Origin of the sequence: Streptomyces sp. NPDC102278 (genome assembly GCF_044766345.1) — a bacterium.
GTDB lineage: Bacteria > Actinomycetota > Actinomycetes > Streptomycetales > Streptomycetaceae > Streptomyces.
In genome coordinates this window covers 438,018-459,104 of record NZ_JBIWLV010000002.1, presented here as the reverse complement: position 1 = coordinate 459,104, position 21,087 = coordinate 438,018, and the positions used below count along the sequence as shown (strand labels likewise).

Here is a 21,087-nt window from a genome sequence, read left to right as displayed (position 1 = left end):
CGCACGCACCCGCGGCGGCGCTCGGGGCGGGGCGCGTCAGCCGGCGTCCGGTGCGTGCGGTGCGTCCTGAGCGTGCGGTGCGTCCTGCGTGTCCGGTGCGTCCTGCGCGTCGTCGCGGCGGACCTCGATGTGGTCGGACGCGAGGTCGACCGCCACCCGGTGCTCCATGCCCAGCGCTTCCAGGAACTTGTACGGGAGTTGCACCCGCCCGGTGCGGTCCAGCATCACGTACTCGCGCTCGCTCACGGACTCCGCGCCGTGCTCGTCGATGACCGTGCGACGCAAGACCTCACTGCTGGTGCGACCGTCCCGGATGGCCACCGTGCGGCGGACCTCCCCCGCCACCATCGGGTCGTGCGTCACGATCACCACGGTCGCCCCGAGCTCCTTGTTCACGGTACGGAAGGCCTCGAAGATCGCGGCGCCGGTCTCGGAGTCCAGTTCGCCGGTCGGCTCGTCCGCCAGCAGGACCGCCGGGTCGTTGGCCATGGCGACGGCGATGGCCACGCGCTGCTGCTGGCCGCCGGACAGTCGCTCCGGCCGCCGCCCGGCCAGATCGCCGATCTCCAGGGCCGCCAACAGTTCGGCGACCCTCGCGGTCTGCCGCTTGCGGGCCGCGCGCCCGCCGCCGTCCTTCAACTGCAGCGGCAGCGCCACGTTCTGGGCGGCCGTCAGGAAGGGCAGCAGATTGCGGGCGGTCTGCTGCCAGACGAACCCGACGGTCTCGCGCCGGTAGCGCAGCCGCTCCCGTGCCGACATCTCCAGCAGGTCGTGGCCGCCCACGGTGGCCTTGCCCGCCGTCGGCACGTCCAGGCCCGCCAGGATGTTCAACAGCGTCGACTTCCCGCTGCCGGACGCGCCGACCAGCGCGATCAGGTCCCCCCGGGTCACGGTCAGCTCCAGCCCCTGCAGGGCCTGCACCTCGACCCCGTCGGAGCTGAAGATGCGGACCAACCGGTCGCAGACGATGGCGTGGGACGGATCGTGACCGGGGGGCTCGGCGGCGGCCAGCGCCTTGCGGCGCAGTTCCTCGAAGGTGGGGGCTTCGGTGTTCAACGTCGGTCTCCCGCTCTCAACTCGGTGGTGATCTGGCGCCGGCCGGACAACGCCGCCTCGGCGAGCACGGTCAGGACCACCAGCACGGCCAGACCCGCCGCCTGCGCCAGCACGGGCCGCACGAGGACCCCCAGCCCGGTGGGAACCGAGGAGCCGACCAGCGTCGTCAGGTCCACCGCCGGGCCCATCAGGGCGACCGCCGCGAGGGCCACCAGAGCGCCGCCGAACGCGGCCGTGACCGCCTGCGGCAACGACTCCACCAGGATCAGCGCCACGCCCTGCCGGGGCCGCAGGCCCATGGTGCGCAGTCGGGCCAGCAGCGCGGCGCGTTCGGGCGTGGCCCGGGCCAGGGTGAACAGGACGGCCAGTGACGCGAAGGCCGCCGCGCCGGCCACGCAGGCCCAGAACAGCCGGCTCACGGACCGCTGGAGGGGATCGTCGGCGAGCTTCGCGACGGTGGCCGCGCTCGTGCGGACGAGGTGGCCGTCGGCCGCCGGGCCGGCGTGGGCCCGGACCACCTCGCGCAGGCCCTCGTCGTCGATCCGTCCCACCGCGAGCCAATGGGTGGGCGGGGCGCCCTTGGGGATCCCGGCGGTGGCCGCGCCGGCCGGCAGCACGACGACGCCCTTGCCGGAGCCCGGCAGCAGGGGCGTGCCGTCGATCCGGGCGACGGGTCGCGCGCGCAGTTCCTCGCCGTTGGCGAAGCGCACGCGGTGGGCGCCGTCGGTGACCTTCCCCACCAGGTCCTCGCTGAACAGCGCGGGGACGGCATCGGGGGAGCCGCCGGCGAGCAGCGCGGGATCGAAGCGTCCACGTCCGACGGTCCGGGAGATCTCGGCGTAGGCCACCGGGTCGGCGACGACCACCGTGGCCTTGACGGAACCCCGGTCGGTGTCGAAGACGAAGGCGTCGGCGTCCGCCCACAGGGTGAGGGAGGTCCGTACACCGGGCAGTTCCTCGGCCGCCTCGGCGAGGGCCTTCGAGAGGGGTACGCCGGCGGGCGACGAGATCCGGGCGTCGCCGCCCACCTCGAGCCGGGCCACCCGCGTCCGGGCGGACTCCACCCCGCTCAGCACGGTGGCGCCGAATCCGCCGGTGGTGACGGCGAGCAGCAGCGCGAGCAGAGGCAGCACCGGGGGCCGTGCGCGGTCCCCGCCGCCGCGGGCGGCGCGGGTCGCCCCGAGGAAGCCCACCACACCGCGACGGCGGCCCACCATCCGTGCCAGTGCCCCGACGAGCGGTGGCTGGAGCCGGGCCAGCAGCAGCCCGCCGGAGAGCGCGAGCAGCAGCGGGGCGGCGACGAGCAGCGGGTCGACTCCCTGCCCGGCCGGGGCGACGCCGCGGTCGCGGACCTCGAAGACCGCCGCGCCGGTCGCGACGACCACCAACAGCTCGGCGACGAGTCGACGGCGCGGGGCGGGCGGCCGGGGCGGCGACAGCAGTACGAAGGCCCGTACGGGAAAGGCCGACAGGAGCACGAGCGTGACCGCCGACGCGCCGAGGAGGGTCGGCAGCAACCGGGGCGTGGGCAACAGCAACACGGCGGCGGCCGTCGCGAGCGCGGCCGCGGGAAGCACCGGGACGGCGCCCTCCGCCAGCACCCGGCGGACGATGGACGAGCGCGAGCCGCCGCGGGCCATCAGCAACCGCAACTCGGCCGACCGCCGGTCCCCGGTCAGTCCGGCGGCGAGGAAGAACACGACGAGCGCGACGCCGACGAGTCCGGCGGGGCCGATCGCGGCAAGCGGCGCGGCGGCCTCCCGGCGGGCCTCGGCCCTGGTGAGCAGTTCGGGCAGCCGTGAGGAGATCCGCAGATCGGGCCGGCGCGATGCCACGGTCAGGTCGGAGGCGGTGGCGCCGGCCACATAGGAGGCGACGGCCGCCCGGACGGCGGGCAGCCGGTCGGCCCGCAGCTTGTCGGTGTCCACCGGCAACCGCCAGAAGTGCTCGGCGCGTTCGCCCCAGGACGCCAGCCGGTCGACGCCGTCGGCCCCGACCGCGGCGGAGGTCTGCCAGTACTGCTTGCCGGCGCCGTTGAGACAGGCACGGGCCGCGCACAGCAGGTCGGTCCAGTAGGGCTCGGACGGGTCGTTCACCCGGTAGACGCCGACGATCACGGCGCTGAGCGGCCCCGAAATGCTGGGACTGGGCTCCAGGACCGTGCCGACCTTGACCCCGAGGGTGTCGGCGGCGCCCTGGGACACGGCGATCGGGATCGGCCCGTCCGGCCTGCCGCCGGCGGGCCAGCGGCCGTCGACGAGTCGGGTGTGGGCGGAGAGGTCCCGCAGGTACAGCAGGTTCATCTGCGGCGGCACTTCGTAGGGGCTCGGCAGCCCCGGGTTCGTCAGGGTGCGCGGTTTGACCGCGCGGGTGCCCGACACGGGGCCGTCGGGCGCCACCGCGAAGTCCGCGCCGACGCGGGACAGCAGGAGGGACCGTACGGAGTCCAGCCCCTCGGGGGTACGGGCGCCGGACTCGGCCTGGGCGGTGGCGAGCAGGCTCGTGAAGCCGGGCCCCTGATCCCGCAGGAACGAGCGCAGGGCCTGGTCGGAGCCGCGGTCCAGGGCGCGCGGCAGCCCGGCGGCCAACAGCACCGCGACGAACGCCAGGACGGCCCCCAGCAGGGCGGTCAGCGGCGCGGCGCGCAACCGGGTCCGCACCCACGGCGCGGGGCGGGTGTGCGGGGGCGGCGCGGGGGCCGGGCTGGTCACATGTCCTCCACGTGCCGCAGTCGGGCGGCTGCGCTCAGGGCGTCGCGGTTGCGATGGCCGCCGAACACGGTCGACAGCAACGGCACGGCGGCGATGCCCGTGACGAGCAGCAGCGTCGTGGTCACGGGCAGGTCCACCAGCACCTCCGGCACCGGCCGGCGCGCCCCGGGCGTCAACACCACCAGCGGTACCGTCAGGTGCACGATGGCGGCCCCCAGCACGAGACCGACCCCGGTTCCCAGCCCGACCAGGACGCCGCTTTCGGCGGCGGCCGTACGAGCAAGTGCCCGACGCGGCGCGCCCAGCGCCAGCAGCACGGCGAACTCCCCGGACCGCTCCCGCGCGTTCGCGGCGGCGGAGGCCGCGAAACCGATCGCCGCCAGGATCGCGCAGGCGAGCACGAGAGCGGCGAGCGCGGCCTGTGGTCCGGCGCTCAGCGGGTCGTCGAGCAGCCCGGCGACGACCTCCCCGCGCAACCGCACCTCCTGGACCCCCGCGCCCGCCCGCAGCGCGGCGGCGGCCCGGGCCGGCGCGGGGTCGTCGGCGGAGGCGGCCGGCAGCCACCACTCGTCGGTCGGGGGCACCTGCTTGCCGCCCTGCGCGGCGAACAGTCGGCCGAGGGTGGCCAGGTCCACGGCCACGGCCGTGTCGCCGACCACGGGCAACGTCTCCACCGCGGCGGTGATCCGTACCGGCAGCGAGTCGCCGCCCAGCGGGACGGGGAACAGATCGCCGACGTCGGCGCCGATGGCGCGCAGGTACGCGCGGGTGGCGACGCCGGGCACCTCGGCGGCGGGCGGGCCGCCCGCGGTCACGGAGACCTGGACGGGGCCGGTCATGTCGCGCGGGTCCAGGTAGCGCATCCGTACCAGCGCCCCGCCGGCCTCCCGGAGCACGCCGACCCGAGCGTCGTTCTTCGTGGTCGGGGCCGTCAGGTGCCAGGCCGGCGCGGCCGCCGGCGCCCGGACGGCCGGGCCGTCCGGGGTGTCCGAGACGGCGACGCCGCGCACCGTCACCTCCCCGCCGACCTGCTCGCGCGGGCCGTCGGAGCCGTACGGCCGCGGGGGGGAGAACGTGACGACGAAGCCGACGATGCTCAGCGGGCCGGCGGCCGATCCGATCGGGGCGTCGGCCAGGGCGTCGACGTCGACCGAGACGGTGGTGGCGCCGCTCGCCGGGAGTTGCCGCATCGGCGCCCGGTACGTCAGTCCGAACCGGTCGCGCAGCAGCACGCCGAGCCCGGGAGCGCCGGGGGTGCCCGCGGAGTCGAGGGACACGTCGATGTCGATCCGCCTCGGCCGGCCGGGCAGGGCGATGCCGTTCGCGGCGGGGGCGGCCGAGGAGAGCGGCCCGAACAGTTCGCGCATCGGGCGCCCGTCCCGCAGGTCCTCCCGCAGCGGGACCCTCTCGGCGACGGCGGTGGCGTCCAGCGCGACCACGGCGGCGGCCTGTCCGCCGGGCAGGGAGTGCTCGCCGCGGATCACCGGGATCATCCTGTCGCCGCCGGGCAGCGTGGAGTACCGGCCGGCGCGCCCCATCGCGGACAGGTCGCTGCCGGAGACCCGCAGCCCGCCCGCGGTGACGAAGTCGGCCTGGTCGCGCTGGGAGTCGGTCCAGGCGGTGTGCTGTCCCAGCGCGAGGACCCCGCTGGAGACGGCGAGGACCAGCAGCAGCACGGGCCCCGTGGCCCGCTTGGGGCGGCGGGCCAACTGCCGGCCGACGATCACCGCGCCGAGGCCGCGGCCCCGCGCGGCGACCCGCCCGCCCAGCCGCGCGGCGAACGGCAGCAGCCGCAGGACGAGCACGGTGCCCGCGCACAGCGCGAGCGTCGGCGCCGCCACCAACACCGGGTCCACGCCCAGGCCCCCGTGCCGCGCCGCGAGGCCCTCGTCACCGCTGTACCGGGCGAGCTGGGCGTAGGCGAGGACGGCGAGGACCACCAGCGCGAGGTCACCGCCGGCGCGGGCCGCGCCGGCGACGACGGCCTGTCGGGAACCGGTCCGGCGCAGCACGGCCGAGGCCGCCCCGCGCGACACGGCGGGCAGCGTGGTCAGCAGGACGCAGACCAGCGCGCAGCCCACGGCCACCGGCCACAGCAACCAGGTTCCGGCGGAGTCGAGGGACAACCCGGACAGCGGGCCGAACCGGCCGGCCAGGCGCAACAGCGGCGGGGTGACGAGTGGGGCCAGTACGGCGGCCGGCAGGGCCAGGAGCAGCGATTCGGTGCCGGTGAGCAGCCCGAGCCGGCGGCGGGAGGCGCCCCGGGCGGTGAGCAGGACCCGCTCGGCCTCCTTGCGGTCGGTCATCAGATGGGCGACCAGCAGCAGGGCCGCGGCGGCGAGCACCGCCAGCTGGAGGGCGCCGACGAGCAACGTGGAGCGGGCGACCCGCTGCGCCGAGGTCAACTCGGATAGCAGTGCGGGTAGTTCGGTCCTGACCTTGAGGCCGGTGGCGGCGAGCGCAATGGTGAGCGGACCGTGCGTGTCCAGACGGGTCGCGGCGGCCCGGACCGCCTCGATGTCCGAGGCGCCGGCGGCGGTGAAGTCCGCGGTCAGCAGGGCGGCCCGGCTGTCCTGCGGGAGCCCGCCGGCGGTGAAGGCGGAGTCGTCGCTCAGCAGGGGGCCGTACGTGGTGAACGCGCCGACCTGGAGTTCCCGGCCGCCGAGCGGATCGAGTCGCCAGTACGGAGCGGTCGGCTCGGCCGCCCGGTAGACGCCGGTCACCCGTACCGTGAGCGGGGGCCCGCCGTAGCGGTCGTCGAGCCCGACCTCGGCGGGCAGCGCGTCGGCGCTCAACCCGAGCCGGTTCAGCGCCGCCTGGGGAACGGCCACCTGGACCGGGGCGGACGCGTTCGCGAGCGGCCGGGGCCACTCGCCGGACAGCAGCCGCACACGGTCCCGGTCGAGGGCCGCGAGCAGGGTCAGGTCTGCTTCCCTACCCGGGGCCCGGGGGCCGGGAAGCCCGTACGAACGGCTGCGCGCCACGCTCCGGACGTCGACCGGCAGCCGGCCGAACAACCCGGTGGCGAAGGCGCGTACGGCCTCGTCGTCCTCGGCGCGCCCGCTCGTCGGATGCTCCGCGGTGAGCGTCACGGTGGTGCGGGCCCGCCCCGGGCCGTGGATCGCCTGACGCAGGCCGGCCTCGTCCACCCCTCGGGAGAAGGCGAGCAGCGCGCTGAGCGCGGTCGTGGCGATGAACACGGTCAGCAGCACGGCGGCCGCGAGCGGCAGTCGCCCGCGCAGTCGGCGCACGACAAAGCCGATCACGTGCCTGTTCCTCCCCCATCCGGACCTCTGGGCCCGGGTAGCGGACGATGTTGTCAGATTCGATCGCGTATCGGAAGGTACTTGCGCGAGGGATGTGACGGATGAGCACATTCGGAAGTAGTCGAAATGTGGCGGCGGGAAACGGTCGCAGCAGTCGAACGGCCGTGAGGCGGGCGGCGCCCACGGGCGGCGCCGGCCGGCCGAACCGAGGGGGAGCCCACCATGACGCAGCACCAGGTCGACACCGCGGCACCCATGGTGGTGGTGCGGGACCTCCGGCGGAGCTTCGGCTCCGGTCAACAGGCCGTACACGCCCTGCGCGGCATCTCGTTCGACATTCGCAGGGGCGAACTGGTCGCGCTCAAAGGCCGATCCGGATCCGGCAAGACGACTCTGCTGAACCTCGTCGGCGGACTGGACGCACCGAGCGGCGGCAGCGTCGTCCTCGACGGGAGCGACCTGGCCGCGCTGGACGAATCCGGGCGGCTCGCACTGCGCCGTGACCGGATCGGCTTCGTCTTCCAGTCCTTCGGGCTGATCCCGGTCCTGACCGCCGCGGAGAACGTCGGCATCCCGATGCGCATGCGAAAGGTCCCGGCCAAGCAGCGCGAGGAACGCGTCCGCACCCTCCTGGCCCTGGTCGGTCTCTCCGAGCACGCGGCGCAGTGTCCCGGCGAACTCTCCGGCGGCCAACAGCAACGCGTCGCCGTGGCCCGGGCACTGGCCAATGAACCCGCCCTGATCATCGCGGACGAGCCCACCGGCCAGCTGGATTCCGAGACGGGTCGCTCGATCATGGAACTGCTGCGCGCGGTGGTGCGCAGCGAGGGCGTCACCGCCCTGGTGGCCACCCACGACCCGGCCCTGGTGGAACTCGCGGACCGGGTGGTGGAACTGCGCGACGGCCGCGTCGTCGAGCCCGCGCCCGCGCCCGAATCCGCGCCCGCCGATCCGGCGCGGGCGTAGGGAGCGGGCGGGCGGCCGGGGAACGGCCGCCCGGCACCGCTATCCCGGCCGTCTGACGGGGACCCCGGCCGCCCGGGAGACGCTCAGCAGCAGACGCACGGGGTGCGAGGCGCATGCCAACTCCCAGGAACCACCGGCCCGGACCCAACGGTCCAGCACGTGCAGCAGCGCCGAATCACAGAACGAGACCCGCGCCGCGTCGACGACGAGCCGGCGGGCGCCACGGGCGGCCCCTTCGTCCAGGAGACGGCGCATGGGAGCGCAGGACCAGTGGTCGAACTCCCCGGCCAGGGTGACGGTGAGCACACCGTCGTGGAGCGTGGAGCGTATGCGGGGGAGCGGATCGGGACCGGCTTGCGCCCCCGTCTCCGCCGCTGCCGCGGGGGCGCGGAGGCCGACGGTGGCGATGGCGGTGTCGGTCGCGGGCAGTATCGGGGCGTCTATCGGAGTGCGCATGCCCGCCCAACGGGCGCCGCCCCGGGCGGGCACCGGCTACGGAGGTACTTCACCCGAGCGGGGAGGAGCGCTGACCCGTTCCGCCGATCTTCCCCGCCCGGCGGGGCGACGGCACGACCGACGGGGCCGGTGGTGGTCCGCGCCCTGGTGCCTCGTCCTTGCAGGTGAACTGCCGCCGACCGCCGCCTACGCCACCCCCGCGGGGCGCGGCACTTCGGCGGGCGTGCCGCGGAAGGAGGAGCGGTAGGCCTGCGGGGTGATCCCGGCGACCCGCTTGAACCGCTCCCGGAACGCGGTCGGTGAGCCGAACCCCGCCTGCGTGGCGATGCGCTCGACGCCGTACTCGGTGGTCTCCAGCAGGAACTGGGCCCGACGGACCCGGGCGCGCAGCAGCCACTGCAAGGGCGTGGTCCCCGTCTGCTCCCGGAACCGCCGACTGAAGGTGCGCTCGCTCATGCCGGTCCGGGCGGCCATGGCGGCCAGGGTGAGGTCCCGCCCCAGGTTGTCCTCGATCCAGGAGAGCGCCGGCTCCAACAGCGAGCCGCGGGGCACGGGAGGCTGGGCGTGCACGATGAACTGGGCCTGTCCGCCCTCCCGTTCCAGTGGCATCACCGACAGCCGGGCGGCGTCCGCCGCGACCGCCGACCCGAAGTCCCGCCGGATCATGTGCAGACACAGGTCCAGGCCGGCCGCCGCCCCCGCCGAGGTGAGCAACTGTCCGTTGTCGACGTAGAGCACGTCGGGCCGTACGTCGACCAGCGGGAACTCCTCGGCCAGCCGTCCGGCCGCGATCCAGTGGGTCGTCGCCCCCAGCCCGTCCAACAGCCCGGTCGCCGCGAGGACGAACGCGCCCGCGCAGATCGAGGCGATCCGGGTCCCGGCCGCCGCGGCGGAGCGCAGGGCCTCCAGGACCACCGGGTCGGGTGGCGGGGCGTCCTCCGCGCAGCCGGGCACCACGATGGTGTCGGCGTCGGCCAGGGCGTCCAATCCGTACGGGGCCCGGATCGTGAACGCGTTGCTCGCGGTCACCTCGCCACCGGTTCCGCACACCCGGACCCGGTAGGGCCGCCGCCCGTCGGCCAGTCGGGCCCGCCCGAACGCCTCGACGGGTGTCGCGATGTCGAAGGCCACCACATGGTCCAGCGCGAGGACCGCCACGGTATGCATGTGAGCCAGGATAGGTCAGTTCCCGCCACGCCCGAATGGGCAGGTCACAGGCCCGTGGAGAAGAGGTGTGGCCTGTCGGGCCGGTTGGCGGGAACTCGTTGGAGTTTGTCGTTCCTGCCCATGGGAGGCGATGGCCGGGCCGCCTAGCGTGGGCCGCGCACCCCACCCCCGAAGCGGAAGAGGCAAGCGGACATGCACGTTCAGTTCGTCCTGTTCGATGGATTCGACCCCCTTGATGTCATCGCCCCCTACGAGGTCGTGCACGCCGCGGGGATGCTCAGTGGCGGCGCCGTGACCGTCGAGCTGGTGAGCGCCGAAGGGGCGAGGGAGGTGCCCGGCGGACTCCCGAACGTGTCCCTGCGGGCCGCAGGCGTCCTGGACCCGGCGCGCGCCGACGTGATCGTGCTGCCCGGCGCGGTCGGCGACCTGCCCACCGGGGACGAGGCCGGCGAGGAGGAGCGGGCGCGCACCATTCCCGCGATCCTGGCCCGCACCCTGCACACCGAGCTGCCCCGGCTGGCCAAGGAGGCGCTCGACCGGGAGGACACCGTCGTCGCCACGGTCTGCGGCGGCTCGTTGATCCTGGCGATGGCCGGGCTGATCGAGGGCCGCCACGCCACCGGACACCCCATGGGCCGCGACGTCCTCGAGGCCTCGGGCGTCCACGTCGTCGACGCCCGGGTCGTCGACGACGGGGACCTCGTCACAGGCGCCGGGGTGACCTCCGGCCTGGACCTCGCCCTGTACCTCGTCGAGCGCGAGGTCGGCTCCCGGATCGCCCACGCCGTGGAGCAGTTCTTCGCCCATGAGCGCCGGGGCACGGTCTGGACCGCCACGGGCCCCGCCCCCCGCGTCGCGCCGTGACCGCGTTCCTGCTCGCCGTGCACGTGGTGGCGGCCATCCTCGCCGTGGGGCCGGTGACCGTCGCGGCGAGCATGTTCCCGGCGTCGGCCCGGCGCACCCGAGCCGGTGTGTCCGGCGGGTCGGGAGCGTCGGGCGGGTCCGGCGGGTCCGCCGGCTCGGGAGGGTCCGGTGAGTTCGGCGTGGGTGCGGTGCGGCTGTTGCACCGCGTCTGTCGGGTCTACGCCGTGGTGGGCGTGGCGGTACCGGTGTTCGGCCTGGCGACCGCGTCCTCCCTCGGGGTGCTGACCGATGCCTGGCTGATCACCTCCATGGTCCTCACCGCTGCCGCCGCCGGGATCCTCGCGCTGGGGATCCTGCCGGGCCAGGAGGCCGTGTTGGCCGCACTGGAGGAGGACACGGCGCCCGTGGAGCGGGCCGACACGGCCCGACTGGCCATGCTCACGGGCGCGTTCAACCTGCTGTGGGTCACGGTGACCGTGCTCATGATCATCCGTCCCGGCTCGACGACGGGGGCCTGAGGTGGACACGTCCCACGCCCGGCGGCTGTCGCGGGTGGCCGCCGGTGTCGAACTGGGCACGCTCGTCGTCATGGTGGCGAACCTCGCCACCGTGCACCTGCCCGCGATCTCCTCGCTCGTGGGCCCGCTGCACGGCTGCGCCTACCTGTTCACCGTCGTCGCGGTGGCCCGCGACCCGGGGCGGACCCGGGGGACCACGGGACTCGCCCTGCTGCCCGGGATCGGTGGTGTCCTGGCCCTGCGCGGGCTCACCCGGTCCGACGCCGCTGCCGCGGCCTGACAGTCAAGGGACCCGCCGCTCCACGACCTCGCGCGGCGGCGTCCAGCGATCTCCCGGGTGCCTCTCCAAGGGCGTCGCCACCGCCGAGTTGCTCACGCCGAAGGTGACGCTTCCCGCCCGGTAGCGGTCGTCGGACCACTCGATGGGGCGGCCGGTACGGGTCGCGGAGACGTGCCGCTGACGGAGCAGCGCGCCTCCGCGCCTGATCCCCAGCAACCGGGCGTCCTCGCTTCCGGCCGGCAGCGCGTCGATCAGGTGCTCGCCGTACTCGGCGACGATCCCCGAGTCGTGCGCCAGGCTGTCCATGACGGAGCGGCAGTCCTCGGGCAGTGCCTCGACCGCCGCCGCGACCCAGTCGGCGTACGCGGTGCGTTCCACCATGGTCGGCTCGCCGTCCAGCAGGCGCAGCCGCAGCACGGCCAGGATCTCCGTACCCGGCGGCACCGCGAGCCGCCGCGCCTCTTCGGCGCCGGCGGGGCGTCGGGTCCGGGAGAGGAACCGGCCGGCTGCCTCGTGCCCCACGCCCTCGGCCCACTGGGCGAAGCTGTGCAGCTCGCCGAAACCGTGCTTGCGCTCGTGGCGCAGGACGATCCTGCGCGCACCCTGCCGGGAGCCGACGAGTCCCTCGGCGACGAGGGTTGCCACCGCCTGGCGGACCGTGCCGCGCGAGGCGGACCACCGGGCGGCCAGGTCGCTCTCCGAGGGCAGCCGCGCGCCCACCCGGTACTCGCCGGACAGGATCGCCTGCCGCAGCGCCTCGGCGATCTCCAGATACCTGACCGTGCCCATGCCCCGCGCCCCTCGTCGAACCGACCGACCACCCTCCCGTTACCCATGGTCATCGAACCGCCGCTGTCACGTCTTCTTTCGGTCAATCTCCGCTCTTCCACGAGCCGTGCTCCACGGTCCAGCCGCCGTTCACCGTCCGTACAGCGGGCCCGGGCGAACTGGAGCCAACTTGTTCAGACAAGTAATCGGACAAGTGGTCGGACAAGTGAACCCCCTTCGTCTCCGGGAGAGACCGTGCTCAGATCCTCCGCCCGTCGTGGTGCGGCCGTACTGCTCGGCGTCGCCGTCCTCACCACGCTCAGCGCCTGTGGCGCCGCCCCCGACCCGCATAGCGCCGGTTCGAGCGGTGACGCCAAGAAGGGCGTACAGCCGGGCGCAGCGACCTCCCTGGCCGACTTCGGCGGCCTGCCCGGCCTCGTCGCCGCCGCCGAGAAGGAGGGCCGGCTCAACGTGATCGCGCTGCCCGCCGACTGGGCGAACTACGGCGAGATCATCAAGGCCTTCCAGGCGAAGTACCCCAAGATCCAGGTCAACAGTGAGAACCCGGACGCCGCCAGCGCCGACGAGATCGCCGCCGTCAAGTCCCGCAAGGGCCAGAAGCGGGCCCCCGACGTCCTCGACCTCGGCATCGCCTTCGCGCGCAGCGGAGCCGGCGAGAACCTCTTCGCCCCGTACAAGGTCACCGCCTGGGACAAGATCCCCGCAGGTCAGAAGGACGCCGACGGCCGCTGGTACAACGACTACGGCGGCTACATCTCCATCGGCTGCGACGCCGCCCGTGTCCCGAACTGCCCCAAGACCTTCGCGGACCTCCTCAAGCCCGAGTACAAGGGCAAGGTCGCCCTCAACGGCAACCCCACCAAGTCCGGTTCCGCCTTCGGCGGCGTCTACGCCGCGTCCCTCGCCAACAAGGATTCCTTCGGGGACATCCAGCCCGGCATCGACTTCTTCGGACAGCTGAAGAAGAGCGGCAACTTCATCCCCGTCGAGTCCACCCCGGCCACCGTCGAGAAGGGCGAGACGCCCATCTCCATCGACTGGGACTACCTGAACGCCGGCTACGCCGACCAGTTCAAGGGCAAGGGCGTCGACTGGAAGGTCACCGTCCCCACCGACGGCGTCTACGCCCAGTACTACTCGCAGGCCATCAACAAGGACGCCCCCAACCCGGCCGCCGCCCGCCTGTGGATGGAGTTCCTGTACGGCGCCGAGGGCCAGAACCTCTGGCTGAAGGGCTACGCCCGCCCCGTCCTGCTCCCCGTCATGACGCAGGACGGCAGCGCCGACAAGGCCGCCGTCGAGAAGCTCCCCAAGGTCGAGGGCACCCCGTCCTTCCCGGCCTCCGCCGAGCTCGACCGGGCCAAGGCCACCCTCGCCGAGAAGTGGGACAAGGCCCTCTCCTGATGTCAGCCTCCTCCACCACCCCCCACCCGGGGGCCGCCGGCGGCACCCGCCGCCGGCGGCGCGGCCCGCGCACCTGGCTCGCCGCCCTGCCCCTCCTCGCCTTCACCGGGTTGTGCTTCGGCATTCCGCTCGGCGCCATCGCCTTCGGCGCCGTCACCACCACCGACCCGGTCCGCGGCACCACCGCCCTGACCGGCGAGCACCTCGCGCGCTCGCTCCAGGGCCCCTACCTCGGGTCCCTCGTCGGCAGCGTCCAGCTCTCCGCCCTGACCGCGCTGCTCGGCGGCGTGCTCGGCGTGCTGATCGCCCAGGCCGTGGTCACCTCCCGGTCCACGGCCCTGCGCAGCGCCACCCTCACCGCGTCGGGTGTGCTGGCCAACTTCGGCGGAGTCCCGCTGGCGTTCGCGTTCATCGCCACCGCCGGGATCTCCGGAGTCCTCACCCAGCTCGCCGATCTCGGCAGCCTCGGCTGGAACCTGTACTCCTTCACCGGCCTCACCGTGGTGTACCTGTACTTCCTCACCCCGCTGATGGTGCTGGTGATCGCGCCCGCGCTCGACGGACTGCGCCCGCAATGGCGCGAGGCCGCCGCGAACAGCGGGGCCACCGGCCGACAGTTCTGGCGCCACGTCGGCCTGCCGGTGCTCGCGCCCTCGCTGCTCGGCGGGTTCGTGCTGCTCTTCGGCACCGCCTTCGCCGCGCACGCCACGGCCGCCGCACTCGTAGGCGGCTCCGTGCCCCTGGTCACGCTGAAGATCGCGGACGCGCTGGCCGGGAACGTCCTCACCGGCCAGGAGAACGTGGCACTCGCCCTCGGCCTCGACATGATCCTGATCGCCGGCCTGGTCATGGCGGTCTACCTGCCCCTCCAGCGACGGAGCGCCCGATGGCTGCGATGACCCCGACGCCCGCCCGGAACACCACCGAGGTCCTGGAGGCCGCCGCGGTGGGCCGGCCCGCCACCGCGCCGGCCCCGAACCCCCGGGGGTCCCGCCGCCCACGCCCTCGCGTCTGGCGCGGCGCCGTCCTCCTCCTGGCGGGCGCCTACTTCCTCGTACCGCTCGTCGCCTCCTTCGTGTTCACCGTGCACGTACCGGGCCAAGGCGTCTCCTTCACCGCCTACACCGAGCTCCTCGCCGCCGACGGCTTCACCGAGAGCCTGCTGCTCTCGCTGGGCCTCGCCGCCGCCACCATCGCCCTGTCGCTGTTCCTCGCGGTGCCCGCGCTCATCGGCGTACGCATCGGCTCGCCGAGGCTGCGCCCGGTCGTCGAGGTCGCGTGCATGCTGCCCTTGGTGGTGCCGCCCATCGCGCTGGTCACCGGCATCACCACCGTGCTGCGCTGGGGACCCGAGCACCTCTCGCGGACCCCGCTCTACCAGACCTTCCTCGCGGTCCAGGACGAGAGGTTCCCCGTCGTCCTGGTCCTCGCCTACACCGTGCTGGCGCTGCCGTTCGTCTACCGCTCCCTCGATGCCGGCCTGCGCGCGGTGGACGTGCCCACCCTGGTCGAGGCGGCCCGCAGCTGCGGCGCGAGCTGGCCGTACGTCGTCCTGCGCGTCCTGCTGCCCAACCTGCGGGCCTCGCTCGCCGGAGCCGCCTTCCTCACCCTGGCCCTGGTACTCGGCGAGTTCACCATCGCCTCGCTCCTGGGCTTCCGGCCCTTCGCGGTGTGGATCGTCTCCATCTCCGGCGCCCAGGCCCGGATGTCGGTGGCCGTCTCCATCCTGAGCCTCCTGATCACCTGGCTGCTGCTGCTCGTCCTCTCCCGGGCCGGGACCACCCCGTCCGCCGCGACCGGCGTCGCCCCCACCTCCCGCAAGGAGCCCTGACCCCCATGTCCACCACCCTTCCCGCGACCCGGAAGCCCGCGGGTCCCGACACCCCCGCGGGGGCGCGCGTCGAATTCCGCGGCCTGCGCCGGACGTTCGGTTCCACCGTGGCCCTGGACGGTCTCGACCTGGCCATTGAGCCCGGCGAACTCGTCGCCCTGCTCGGACCGTCGGGCTGCGGAAAGACCACCGCGCTGCGCGTCGTCGCCGGTTTCGAACAGCCCGACGCCGGTGAGGTGCTCGTGGACGGCCGGGACATCACCCGCGTCCCCGCCAACCGCCGCGACGCCGGAATGGTCTTCCAGTCGTACAGCCTCTTCCCGAACCTCAACGCCCGCGACAACGTGGCCTTCGGCCTGCGCGTGCGCAAGGTGGACGCGGCACGGCGCCGGCAGCGGGCCGCCGAACTCCTCGACCTCGTCGGCCTGCCGGACCACGGCGACCGCTACCCGCACCAGATGTCCGGCGGCCAACAGCAACGCGTCGCACTGGCCCGCTCCCTCGCCCTGCGCCCGCGCGTCCTGCTCCTCGACGAGCCGCTCTCCGCGCTCGACGCCAAGGTGCGCTCGAACCTGCGCGACGAGATCCGCCAGCTCCAACTCGCCCTCGGCATCACCACCGTGTTCGTCACGCACGACCAGGAGGAGGCCCTGTCGATGGCCGACCGCGTCGCCGTGCTGAACGCCGGCCGGCTGGAGCAGTGCGCGGCCCCCGCCGAACTGTACGAGCGGCCGGCGACACCCTTCGTCGCCGAGTTCGTGGGCACCATGAACCGGCTCCCGGGCCGGCTCACCGACTCCGGGCTGGTGGACGTGGCGGGCTCGCGGCTGCCCGTGGACGGCCCGGTCCCGACCGGCGAGGACGTGGAAGTGCTGGTCCGCCCGGAGAACGTCACCGCCACGGCGGACCCCGCCGGCGCGGCCACCGTGGTCTCCGCCGCCTTCTTCGGCTCCGTCACCCGACTCCACCTCGAACTGCCCGGCGGGACGAGCGTCAAGGCCGACCTGCCGTCGCGGGACGCCGGGGAGCTGCCGCCCGGCGCACGGGCGACCGTCGGCTTGACCGAACGGCCCGTGCTCGTCGTGGCGAGGACCGAGTGAGCGGGCTCGCGGCGGTCCTGTTCGACATGGACGGCACCCTCGTGGACACCGAGGTGCTGTGGTGGCGGACCACCGAGCGGACCGCCGCCGCGATGGGCCACGCCCTGACCGACGCCGACGCGCCCGAGGTCGTCGGCCGGGCGGTGGAGGACACCGCCGCCCACCTCGTACGGGTCACGGGAGGGGGAGACCCGTCCCGGGTGGGCGCCGCGCTCACCGAGGACTTCCTGCGGCGGGTGCGCGCCGGGGCACCGATGCGCCCCGGCGCGCAACGGCTGCTCACCGCCCTCACCGTCGAAGGAGTGCCCTTCGCGCTGGTCAGTGCCTCACCCCGGGTGGTGGTCGACTCGGTGCTCGACGGCGCGCTGGCCCACGTCCCCTTCGCCCTCACGCTCACCGCCGACGACACCGCGCGGACGAAGCCCCACCCGGACCCCTACCGGGCCGCCGCCGAACGGCTCGGCCTCGTACCGCAGGCGTGCGTGGCGGTCGAGGACTCCCCGGACGGCGCGGCCTCGGCGGAAGCCGCCGGATGCGGGGTCCTGGTGGTCCCGTCCCTGCTGCCGGTGCCCGCCTCGGCGGCGCGCCGCTTCGCCCGGACGCTGGACGAGGTCACCCCGGACGTCCTGCGCGGATGCCTGACCGTGCGCGCGGATGCCTGACCTCGCGCCTCCCGCACTGAACGCCCGCCGCGGGGCCCGGGCAGGGCCCCGCGGCGGGCGGTTCCGACGCCGGCGCCCCGTACCGGCCCGTACTGGTCCGCGCCGGCCCGAGCCGTCACGTACAGAAGGTGCCGTCACGCGCAGAGAGTGCCGTCACGCGCAGAGGGTCAGGATCTCCACGACGCCCTCCGCGTACGCGGCCGTGACCGAGTCCGGGCCCCCGGCCGCCTCGCGGCGCAGCTCGGGCAGGGACCGGCGGACGAAGGCCGCGCACTGCCCGTACAGCCCGGCCTCGTGCGAGGACCCGTCGTCCTCCGTACCCAGCAGGGCCAGCAGGGTGCGCAACAGCGCCTCGCGGGTCGCCTGGCGGGGCGGACCCGCCGACCAGATCGCCATCAGCACCCCGCAGGCCGCCGGCGCCGGCGCCTGGAGCCTCGACCACGTGAAGACGTGTCCGGCCAGGGCGTGGAACGCGGCCGGATGCCCCTCGGCGGCGTCCCACAGCGTGGGTACGAGATGCCCTGCGGAATGCCCGCATCCGCATTCGATGGCATCCCAGTCGTGTCGTTCGATCTCCGCCTCCACGGCATCCGGCACCAAGGGGCTGCGCCGGGGATTGTCCGTCTGTTTCATGGGGCCAGTATGGGAGCCGCGGTCCGCCCCCGACCAGGGCCCATCCGGCTGGCGGCGGGAACGTTGACCGACCGTGTCCTGACGGCCCCCGCGCCCGACGGCCTGCGCACAGGTCGGGGTCGACGGAACACTTTCGGTCACCTCGACCCGCCGTGAACCGGCCGGACGAGGCGGGACCGGGGTGGCCGGAACCGGATCCCGCGATCGCTCGTCCCAGACCGCGTGTGGAACGCAACGAAGAGACGAAGAGTCCTGGCCGTCCTGTTCGCCCTGCTCGCGACGCAACTGGGGAGCCTCGTCAGCCCCGCCTTCGCCTGCGGCTGCGGGGCGATGGTCCCCGACGGCTTCTCCAGGATCGGCGTGGCCCGGGAGACCTCGGTCGTGCGCTGGGACGGCCGCACGGAACAGATCGTGATGCGGTTCACGGTCGGCGGCGACGCCAAACGCGCCGCCTGGATCATGCCCGTGCCCTCGCGGGCCACCGTGGAGCTCGGTGACCCGGACCTGATCCCCGAACTCGGTCGACTGACCCGCCCCGAGCGCAAGACCCGTACCTACTTCTGGCCTCGCGGCCGGGACTGGCCCTTCTCCTCGGGCGGCCTCGACGGAGCCGGCGCCGCGCCGCCCGGCGCCGGCGCCCCGTCCGTCGCTGTCGTCGGCCGTGAACGGCTCGGTGACTTCGACGTCGCCCGGCTGACCGCCACCGACCCCGACGCCCTGGGCGACTGGCTGGAGAGCAACGACTTCAAACTGCCGGACCGGCTCGCGGCGGAGCTGAAGCCGTACGTCGACCAGAAGTGGGAGTACGTCGCCGTCCGCCTCGCCCCCCGCGAACAGGGCGCGACCCTGGGCGGCGAACTCGACCCGCTGAGGATCCGCTTCGCCAGCGACCGGCTCGTCTACCCGATGCGGTTGTCCCGACTGGCCACGTCAGCCCAGGCGTTGGGCCTGTACGTACTCGCGGACCACCGGATGGAACCCGCGTCCCCGATCGGCGGGGCGGACCCGGAGGTGACCTTCGCCGGGACCGTCACCCCGGAGGGTTCGCTGGCCGAGTTCACCGGCGGCGCCGCGCCGGTGTTCCTGACCGCGATCGACCAACGGTTCCCCGACCCGAGCCGCATCGACGGGGACCACGAGCTGCGCGCCACCGCGCAGGACACCCCGTTCCGACACGTCGTGTACCGGGACGAACTCCTCACGGCGGGCGGCGTGCCCGTATGGCTGCTGACGGTGGCGGGAGCCCTGGCCGTCGTGGCGGGTACGGCCGTGACCCTGCTGTCCGTACGCCGTTCCCGAAGCCGCCGCCACCCGTCGGCCGCGACGGCGACCCCGACCGACTGACGCGAGCGGGGCGCCCGACGGTCGACGGCGTCGGGGGGCGCGCGATCGTGCCCCCGCGCGGCCCCGGGCGCCCCGCGGTTCGGACCGCGTTCTACGGCCGCAACTCGGCGATCAGGACGGCGGTACGGGCGAAGTCCACGGGCCCGGTGTTCCAATCGGCGCTCATCGGACTGACGGCGATCCTGCCCGCGCCGACGGCCTCCACGTCACCGCCCCGGGCGGCGGGACGCAGGTCCACCCCCACGCTCATCTTCCAGGTGCCGTCGCCGGCGTCGGTGAAGTCGGGCCTCAGCAGGGTCTGCGGATCCTGGAAGGTCGCGGCCACTCCCGCCGCGGTGCCCTTGCCGTCGGCGCCGACGACCGGGTGGTTGACGTTCAGTCCGACCCCCGCCGGCAGGAGCGGACCGGACCGGGGCGCACGCGCGCGCAGCCGGTCGATCAACGTGACCGCGAAGTCCACCGTCGGCCCCATCGCGTTGACCGTCCTCACCGGATCGGGCGCCGTCACGCCGCCCGTGCTGAGGGCGATGGCCGGTACCCCGTACTCCAGCGCGGCGACCGCACCGCCCACCGTGCCGGAGTGGGTGGCCAATCCGGCCACGTTGGGGCCGTAGTTGGCGCCCGACACCACCAGATCGGGAGCACGTCCCTCGAAGACCTCGGACAGGCCGAAGGCCACCGAGTCGCCGGGAGTGCCGTCCACCGCCCACACCTTCGGTGCGGGGTGCCGCACCGTGATCGACGGGGCGCTCGCCATCTTGGTGCCCGTGCCGCTCTGGTTGGTGAGCGGGGCCACGATGGTCACGTCGTGGCCGGCGGCGGTCAGTCGCTCGAACGCCTTGCGGATGCCCGGAGCGTCGTAGCCGTCGTCGTTGGTGAGCAGGATCCGCAGCGGGGCGGCGGGCGCGGGGCCGGCTGCCGGTCGGGCCTGCGGCGCGGCGGCGGCCGGCGCCGTACCGGCCAGGGCCGGACCGCACAGCAACAGGGCGGCCAGGGGCATGGCTTGAATGCGTCGCACAGAACGCTCCTTCGAGGGGGGAAGGGAGGGAGGGGAGGGGGAGGGGGAGTGAGAGGGGTGCCGGGCGCCGGAGTCGACGCGCGCGGGCAACGGTCGACCGTCAACGACCCACAACCCGCGACCAACGACCGGTCGCTTACACGTGTCAACTGACGTGTTGGGACACTGTGTAGCACCCATCGAGTGCTCCCACCAGAGGCTGGGCGGCAACCTTCCGCGGATCGTGACCAACCGGAAACCTGCGGGCGGGTACGTGTACCCACCGAGGTCGTCACGGCCCTTGACCGTCGCCCGAGCCCGCCCCACGCGCCCGGCCCCGTGGGGGGCGGGGCAGGCGGAGCGGTACGGCCCGGTACGGCCCGGCCCTCGGGCTTCCGTTCGGGACGGGCGCGAGGCGTGCCGCCAACCCGCGTGCCGCGGTGGCGTGTTGGTGCGGGTGACTCGGCACAGACAGTCGTTCGGCGCCCGTCCCACGGCATGGCCGGCGCCTGCGCCACGTGGTGCGCTCATGCGGACTCACCGCCAGGGGCGCGACGTGACGGCGGCGAGCGCGACCCCGGGGTCTCCGCCCGCGCCGCGCCGCGCTCTCCGCGCTCACACCACCCGCAGTCCGGGCCCCGCCCCCACCGCACGGCGCCGCAGGCGGGCACGGCGAGTTCGCCGAGGGTCTCGGTGGCGACAGCGGTCTGGGCGCCGGGAGACGGCGATCACCACGCCGCGCTCTCCCCGTCCTCGGCCGGGCCATGGGGTTTCCCCGGCCTCGACGGGCCACTCGAAGCCGGCCCCGAACACCAGGGGCCGCCGAGGCGTGGTCCGGCGTCACGAGGGGGGAGAGCCGGGAGGTTGGCACGCAGATGGCGGGCGGCGACCGGCCGGTACGCGCCCGTGGCCGCCCCCCGGCGGCCCGGGCGCGTACGGGTCCCGCGTACGGGTCCCGCGTACGGGTCCCGCGTACGGGTCCCGCGTACGGGTCCCGCGTACGGGTCCCGCGTACGGGTCCCGCGTACGGGTCCCGCGGTACG

At 74.5% G+C, this 21,087-nt stretch carries 18 protein-coding genes; 10 read left to right on the top strand and 8 right to left on the bottom strand.

Translation table 11 applies throughout. The annotated features are described in order from the left end of the window. Positions 1-36 precede the first annotated feature (36 nt). The 3 genes from ACIRO3_RS06925 to ACIRO3_RS06915 are packed head-to-tail and all read right to left on the bottom strand — an operon-like array spanning position 37 to position 7,033. Positions 37-1,056, bottom strand: coding sequence for an ABC transporter ATP-binding protein (locus ACIRO3_RS06925; RefSeq protein WP_404133352.1), 1,020 nt, complete (start codon positions 1,054-1,056; stop codon positions 37-39). Further along, on the bottom strand, positions 1,053-3,767 hold the full coding sequence (locus ACIRO3_RS06920) for a hypothetical protein (protein ID WP_404133349.1): 2,715 nt from the start codon (positions 3,765-3,767) through the stop codon (positions 1,053-1,055). The genes ACIRO3_RS06925 and ACIRO3_RS06920 overlap by 4 nt, the downstream gene beginning before the upstream one ends. Then, complete coding sequence (locus ACIRO3_RS06915) at positions 3,764-7,033, bottom strand: FtsX-like permease family protein (RefSeq protein ID WP_404133346.1); 3,270 nt, start codon at positions 7,031-7,033, stop codon at positions 3,764-3,766. The genes ACIRO3_RS06920 and ACIRO3_RS06915 overlap by 4 nt, the downstream gene beginning before the upstream one ends. Before the next feature lie 222 nt (positions 7,034-7,255). Here ACIRO3_RS06915 and ACIRO3_RS06910 point away from each other — a divergent pair, with 222 nt between their 5' ends. After that, entirely contained in the window at positions 7,256-7,999 is a 744-nt protein-coding gene (locus ACIRO3_RS06910; RefSeq protein ID WP_404133343.1) for an ABC transporter ATP-binding protein, read from the top strand. 39 nt (positions 8,000-8,038) lie between these two features. Here the strand turns inward: ACIRO3_RS06910 and ACIRO3_RS06905 are convergent, their stop codons facing one another. Beyond that, positions 8,039-8,455 carry an STAS domain-containing protein gene (locus ACIRO3_RS06905; RefSeq protein ID WP_404133340.1) on the bottom strand — a complete coding sequence of 139 codons (417 nt, stop codon included), beginning with the start codon at positions 8,453-8,455 and terminating at the stop codon, positions 8,039-8,041. A gap of 186 nt (positions 8,456-8,641) precedes the next feature. After that, the gene (locus tag ACIRO3_RS06900) at positions 8,642-9,622 is read right to left on the bottom strand and encodes a helix-turn-helix domain-containing protein (RefSeq protein WP_361776066.1); all 981 of its coding nucleotides are present in this window, start codon (positions 9,620-9,622) and stop codon (positions 8,642-8,644) included. Between the two features lie 192 nt (positions 9,623-9,814). On the opposite strand from ACIRO3_RS06900, the gene ACIRO3_RS06895 reads away from it, so the two are divergent. Genes ACIRO3_RS06895 through ACIRO3_RS06885 form a run of 3 tightly spaced genes read left to right on the top strand, consistent with a single transcriptional unit; the run spans position 9,815 to position 11,284 of the window. After that, positions 9,815-10,486: a DJ-1/PfpI family protein gene (locus ACIRO3_RS06895; RefSeq protein ID WP_404133337.1), complete on the top strand. Its 672-nt coding sequence runs from the start codon at positions 9,815-9,817 to the stop codon at positions 10,484-10,486. Continuing rightward, positions 10,483-11,004: a hypothetical protein gene (locus ACIRO3_RS06890; protein WP_404133334.1), complete on the top strand. Its 522-nt coding sequence runs from the start codon at positions 10,483-10,485 to the stop codon at positions 11,002-11,004. Before ACIRO3_RS06895 ends, ACIRO3_RS06890 begins: the two co-directional genes overlap by 4 nt. Before the next feature lies 1 nt (position 11,005). Further along, on the top strand, positions 11,006-11,284 hold the full coding sequence (locus ACIRO3_RS06885; RefSeq protein WP_365996615.1) for a DUF3817 domain-containing protein: 279 nt from the start codon (positions 11,006-11,008) through the stop codon (positions 11,282-11,284). A 3-nt stretch (positions 11,285-11,287) separates the two neighbouring features. Here the strand turns inward: ACIRO3_RS06885 and ACIRO3_RS06880 are convergent, their stop codons facing one another. Further along, positions 11,288-12,073, bottom strand: a complete 786-nt coding sequence (locus ACIRO3_RS06880) for a GntR family transcriptional regulator (RefSeq protein ID WP_404133330.1) — start codon at positions 12,071-12,073, stop codon at positions 11,288-11,290. A gap of 234 nt (positions 12,074-12,307) precedes the next feature. Here ACIRO3_RS06880 and ACIRO3_RS06875 point away from each other — a divergent pair, with 234 nt between their 5' ends. Genes ACIRO3_RS06875 through ACIRO3_RS06855 form a run of 5 tightly spaced genes read left to right on the top strand, consistent with a single transcriptional unit; the run spans position 12,308 to position 17,070 of the window. Next, positions 12,308-13,477, top strand: coding sequence for an ABC transporter substrate-binding protein (locus tag ACIRO3_RS06875; protein ID WP_404133328.1), 1,170 nt, complete (start codon positions 12,308-12,310; stop codon positions 13,475-13,477). After that, complete coding sequence (locus ACIRO3_RS06870) at positions 13,477-14,376, top strand: ABC transporter permease (protein WP_404133326.1); 900 nt, start codon at positions 13,477-13,479, stop codon at positions 14,374-14,376. The genes ACIRO3_RS06875 and ACIRO3_RS06870 overlap by 1 nt, the downstream gene beginning before the upstream one ends. Next, positions 14,364-15,308 carry an ABC transporter permease gene (locus tag ACIRO3_RS06865; RefSeq protein ID WP_404133323.1) on the top strand — a complete coding sequence of 315 codons (945 nt, stop codon included), beginning with the start codon at positions 14,364-14,366 and terminating at the stop codon, positions 15,306-15,308. The genes ACIRO3_RS06870 and ACIRO3_RS06865 overlap by 13 nt, the downstream gene beginning before the upstream one ends. A 5-nt stretch (positions 15,309-15,313) precedes the next feature. Further along, positions 15,314-16,408, top strand: coding sequence for an ABC transporter ATP-binding protein (locus ACIRO3_RS06860; protein WP_404133320.1), 1,095 nt, complete (start codon positions 15,314-15,316; stop codon positions 16,406-16,408). Then, positions 16,405-17,070, top strand: a complete 666-nt coding sequence (locus ACIRO3_RS06855; RefSeq protein ID WP_404133318.1) for an HAD family hydrolase — start codon at positions 16,405-16,407, stop codon at positions 17,068-17,070. Before ACIRO3_RS06860 ends, ACIRO3_RS06855 begins: the two co-directional genes overlap by 4 nt. A gap of 153 nt (positions 17,071-17,223) precedes the next feature. On the opposite strand, the gene ACIRO3_RS06850 is transcribed toward ACIRO3_RS06855, so the two are convergent. Further along, a complete protein-coding gene (locus tag ACIRO3_RS06850) occupies positions 17,224-17,703 on the bottom strand; it encodes a hypothetical protein (protein WP_361776090.1) in 480 nt (159 codons plus the stop codon). A gap of 222 nt (positions 17,704-17,925) precedes the next feature. Between ACIRO3_RS06850 and ACIRO3_RS06845 the strand changes: the two genes are divergently transcribed. Beyond that, positions 17,926-19,047: a DUF2330 domain-containing protein gene (locus ACIRO3_RS06845; protein ID WP_404133315.1), complete on the top strand. Its 1,122-nt coding sequence runs from the start codon at positions 17,926-17,928 to the stop codon at positions 19,045-19,047. 91 nt (positions 19,048-19,138) lie between these two features. Here ACIRO3_RS06845 and surE read toward each other — a convergent pair whose 3' ends face one another. Further along, complete coding sequence (gene surE, locus ACIRO3_RS06840; RefSeq protein ID WP_404133312.1) at positions 19,139-20,065, bottom strand: 5'/3'-nucleotidase SurE; 927 nt, start codon at positions 20,063-20,065, stop codon at positions 19,139-19,141. Positions 20,066-21,087 lie beyond the last annotated feature (1,022 nt).

Bases quoted from the DNA above. Each gene is read 5' to 3' on its own strand.
- ACIRO3_RS06865 (WP_404133323.1), top strand. From the start codon at position 14,364: ATGGCTGCGATGACCCCGACGCCCGCCCGGAACACCACCGAGGTCCTG.
- ACIRO3_RS06880 (WP_404133330.1), bottom strand. From the start codon at position 12,073: ATGGGCACGGTCAGGTATCTGGAGATCGCCGAGGCGCTGCGGCAGGCG.
- ACIRO3_RS06850 (WP_361776090.1), bottom strand. From the start codon at position 17,703: ATGAAACAGACGGACAATCCCCGGCGCAGCCCCTTGGTGCCGGATGCC.
- ACIRO3_RS06900 (WP_361776066.1), bottom strand. From the start codon at position 9,622: ATGCATACCGTGGCGGTCCTCGCGCTGGACCATGTGGTGGCCTTCGAC.
- ACIRO3_RS06870 (WP_404133326.1), top strand. From the start codon at position 13,477: ATGTCAGCCTCCTCCACCACCCCCCACCCGGGGGCCGCCGGCGGCACC.
- ACIRO3_RS06905 (WP_404133340.1), bottom strand. From the start codon at position 8,455: ATGCGCACTCCGATAGACGCCCCGATACTGCCCGCGACCGACACCGCC.
- ACIRO3_RS06860 (WP_404133320.1), top strand. From the start codon at position 15,314: ATGTCCACCACCCTTCCCGCGACCCGGAAGCCCGCGGGTCCCGACACC.
- ACIRO3_RS06895 (WP_404133337.1), top strand. From the start codon at position 9,815: ATGCACGTTCAGTTCGTCCTGTTCGATGGATTCGACCCCCTTGATGTC.
- ACIRO3_RS06910 (WP_404133343.1), top strand. From the start codon at position 7,256: ATGACGCAGCACCAGGTCGACACCGCGGCACCCATGGTGGTGGTGCGG.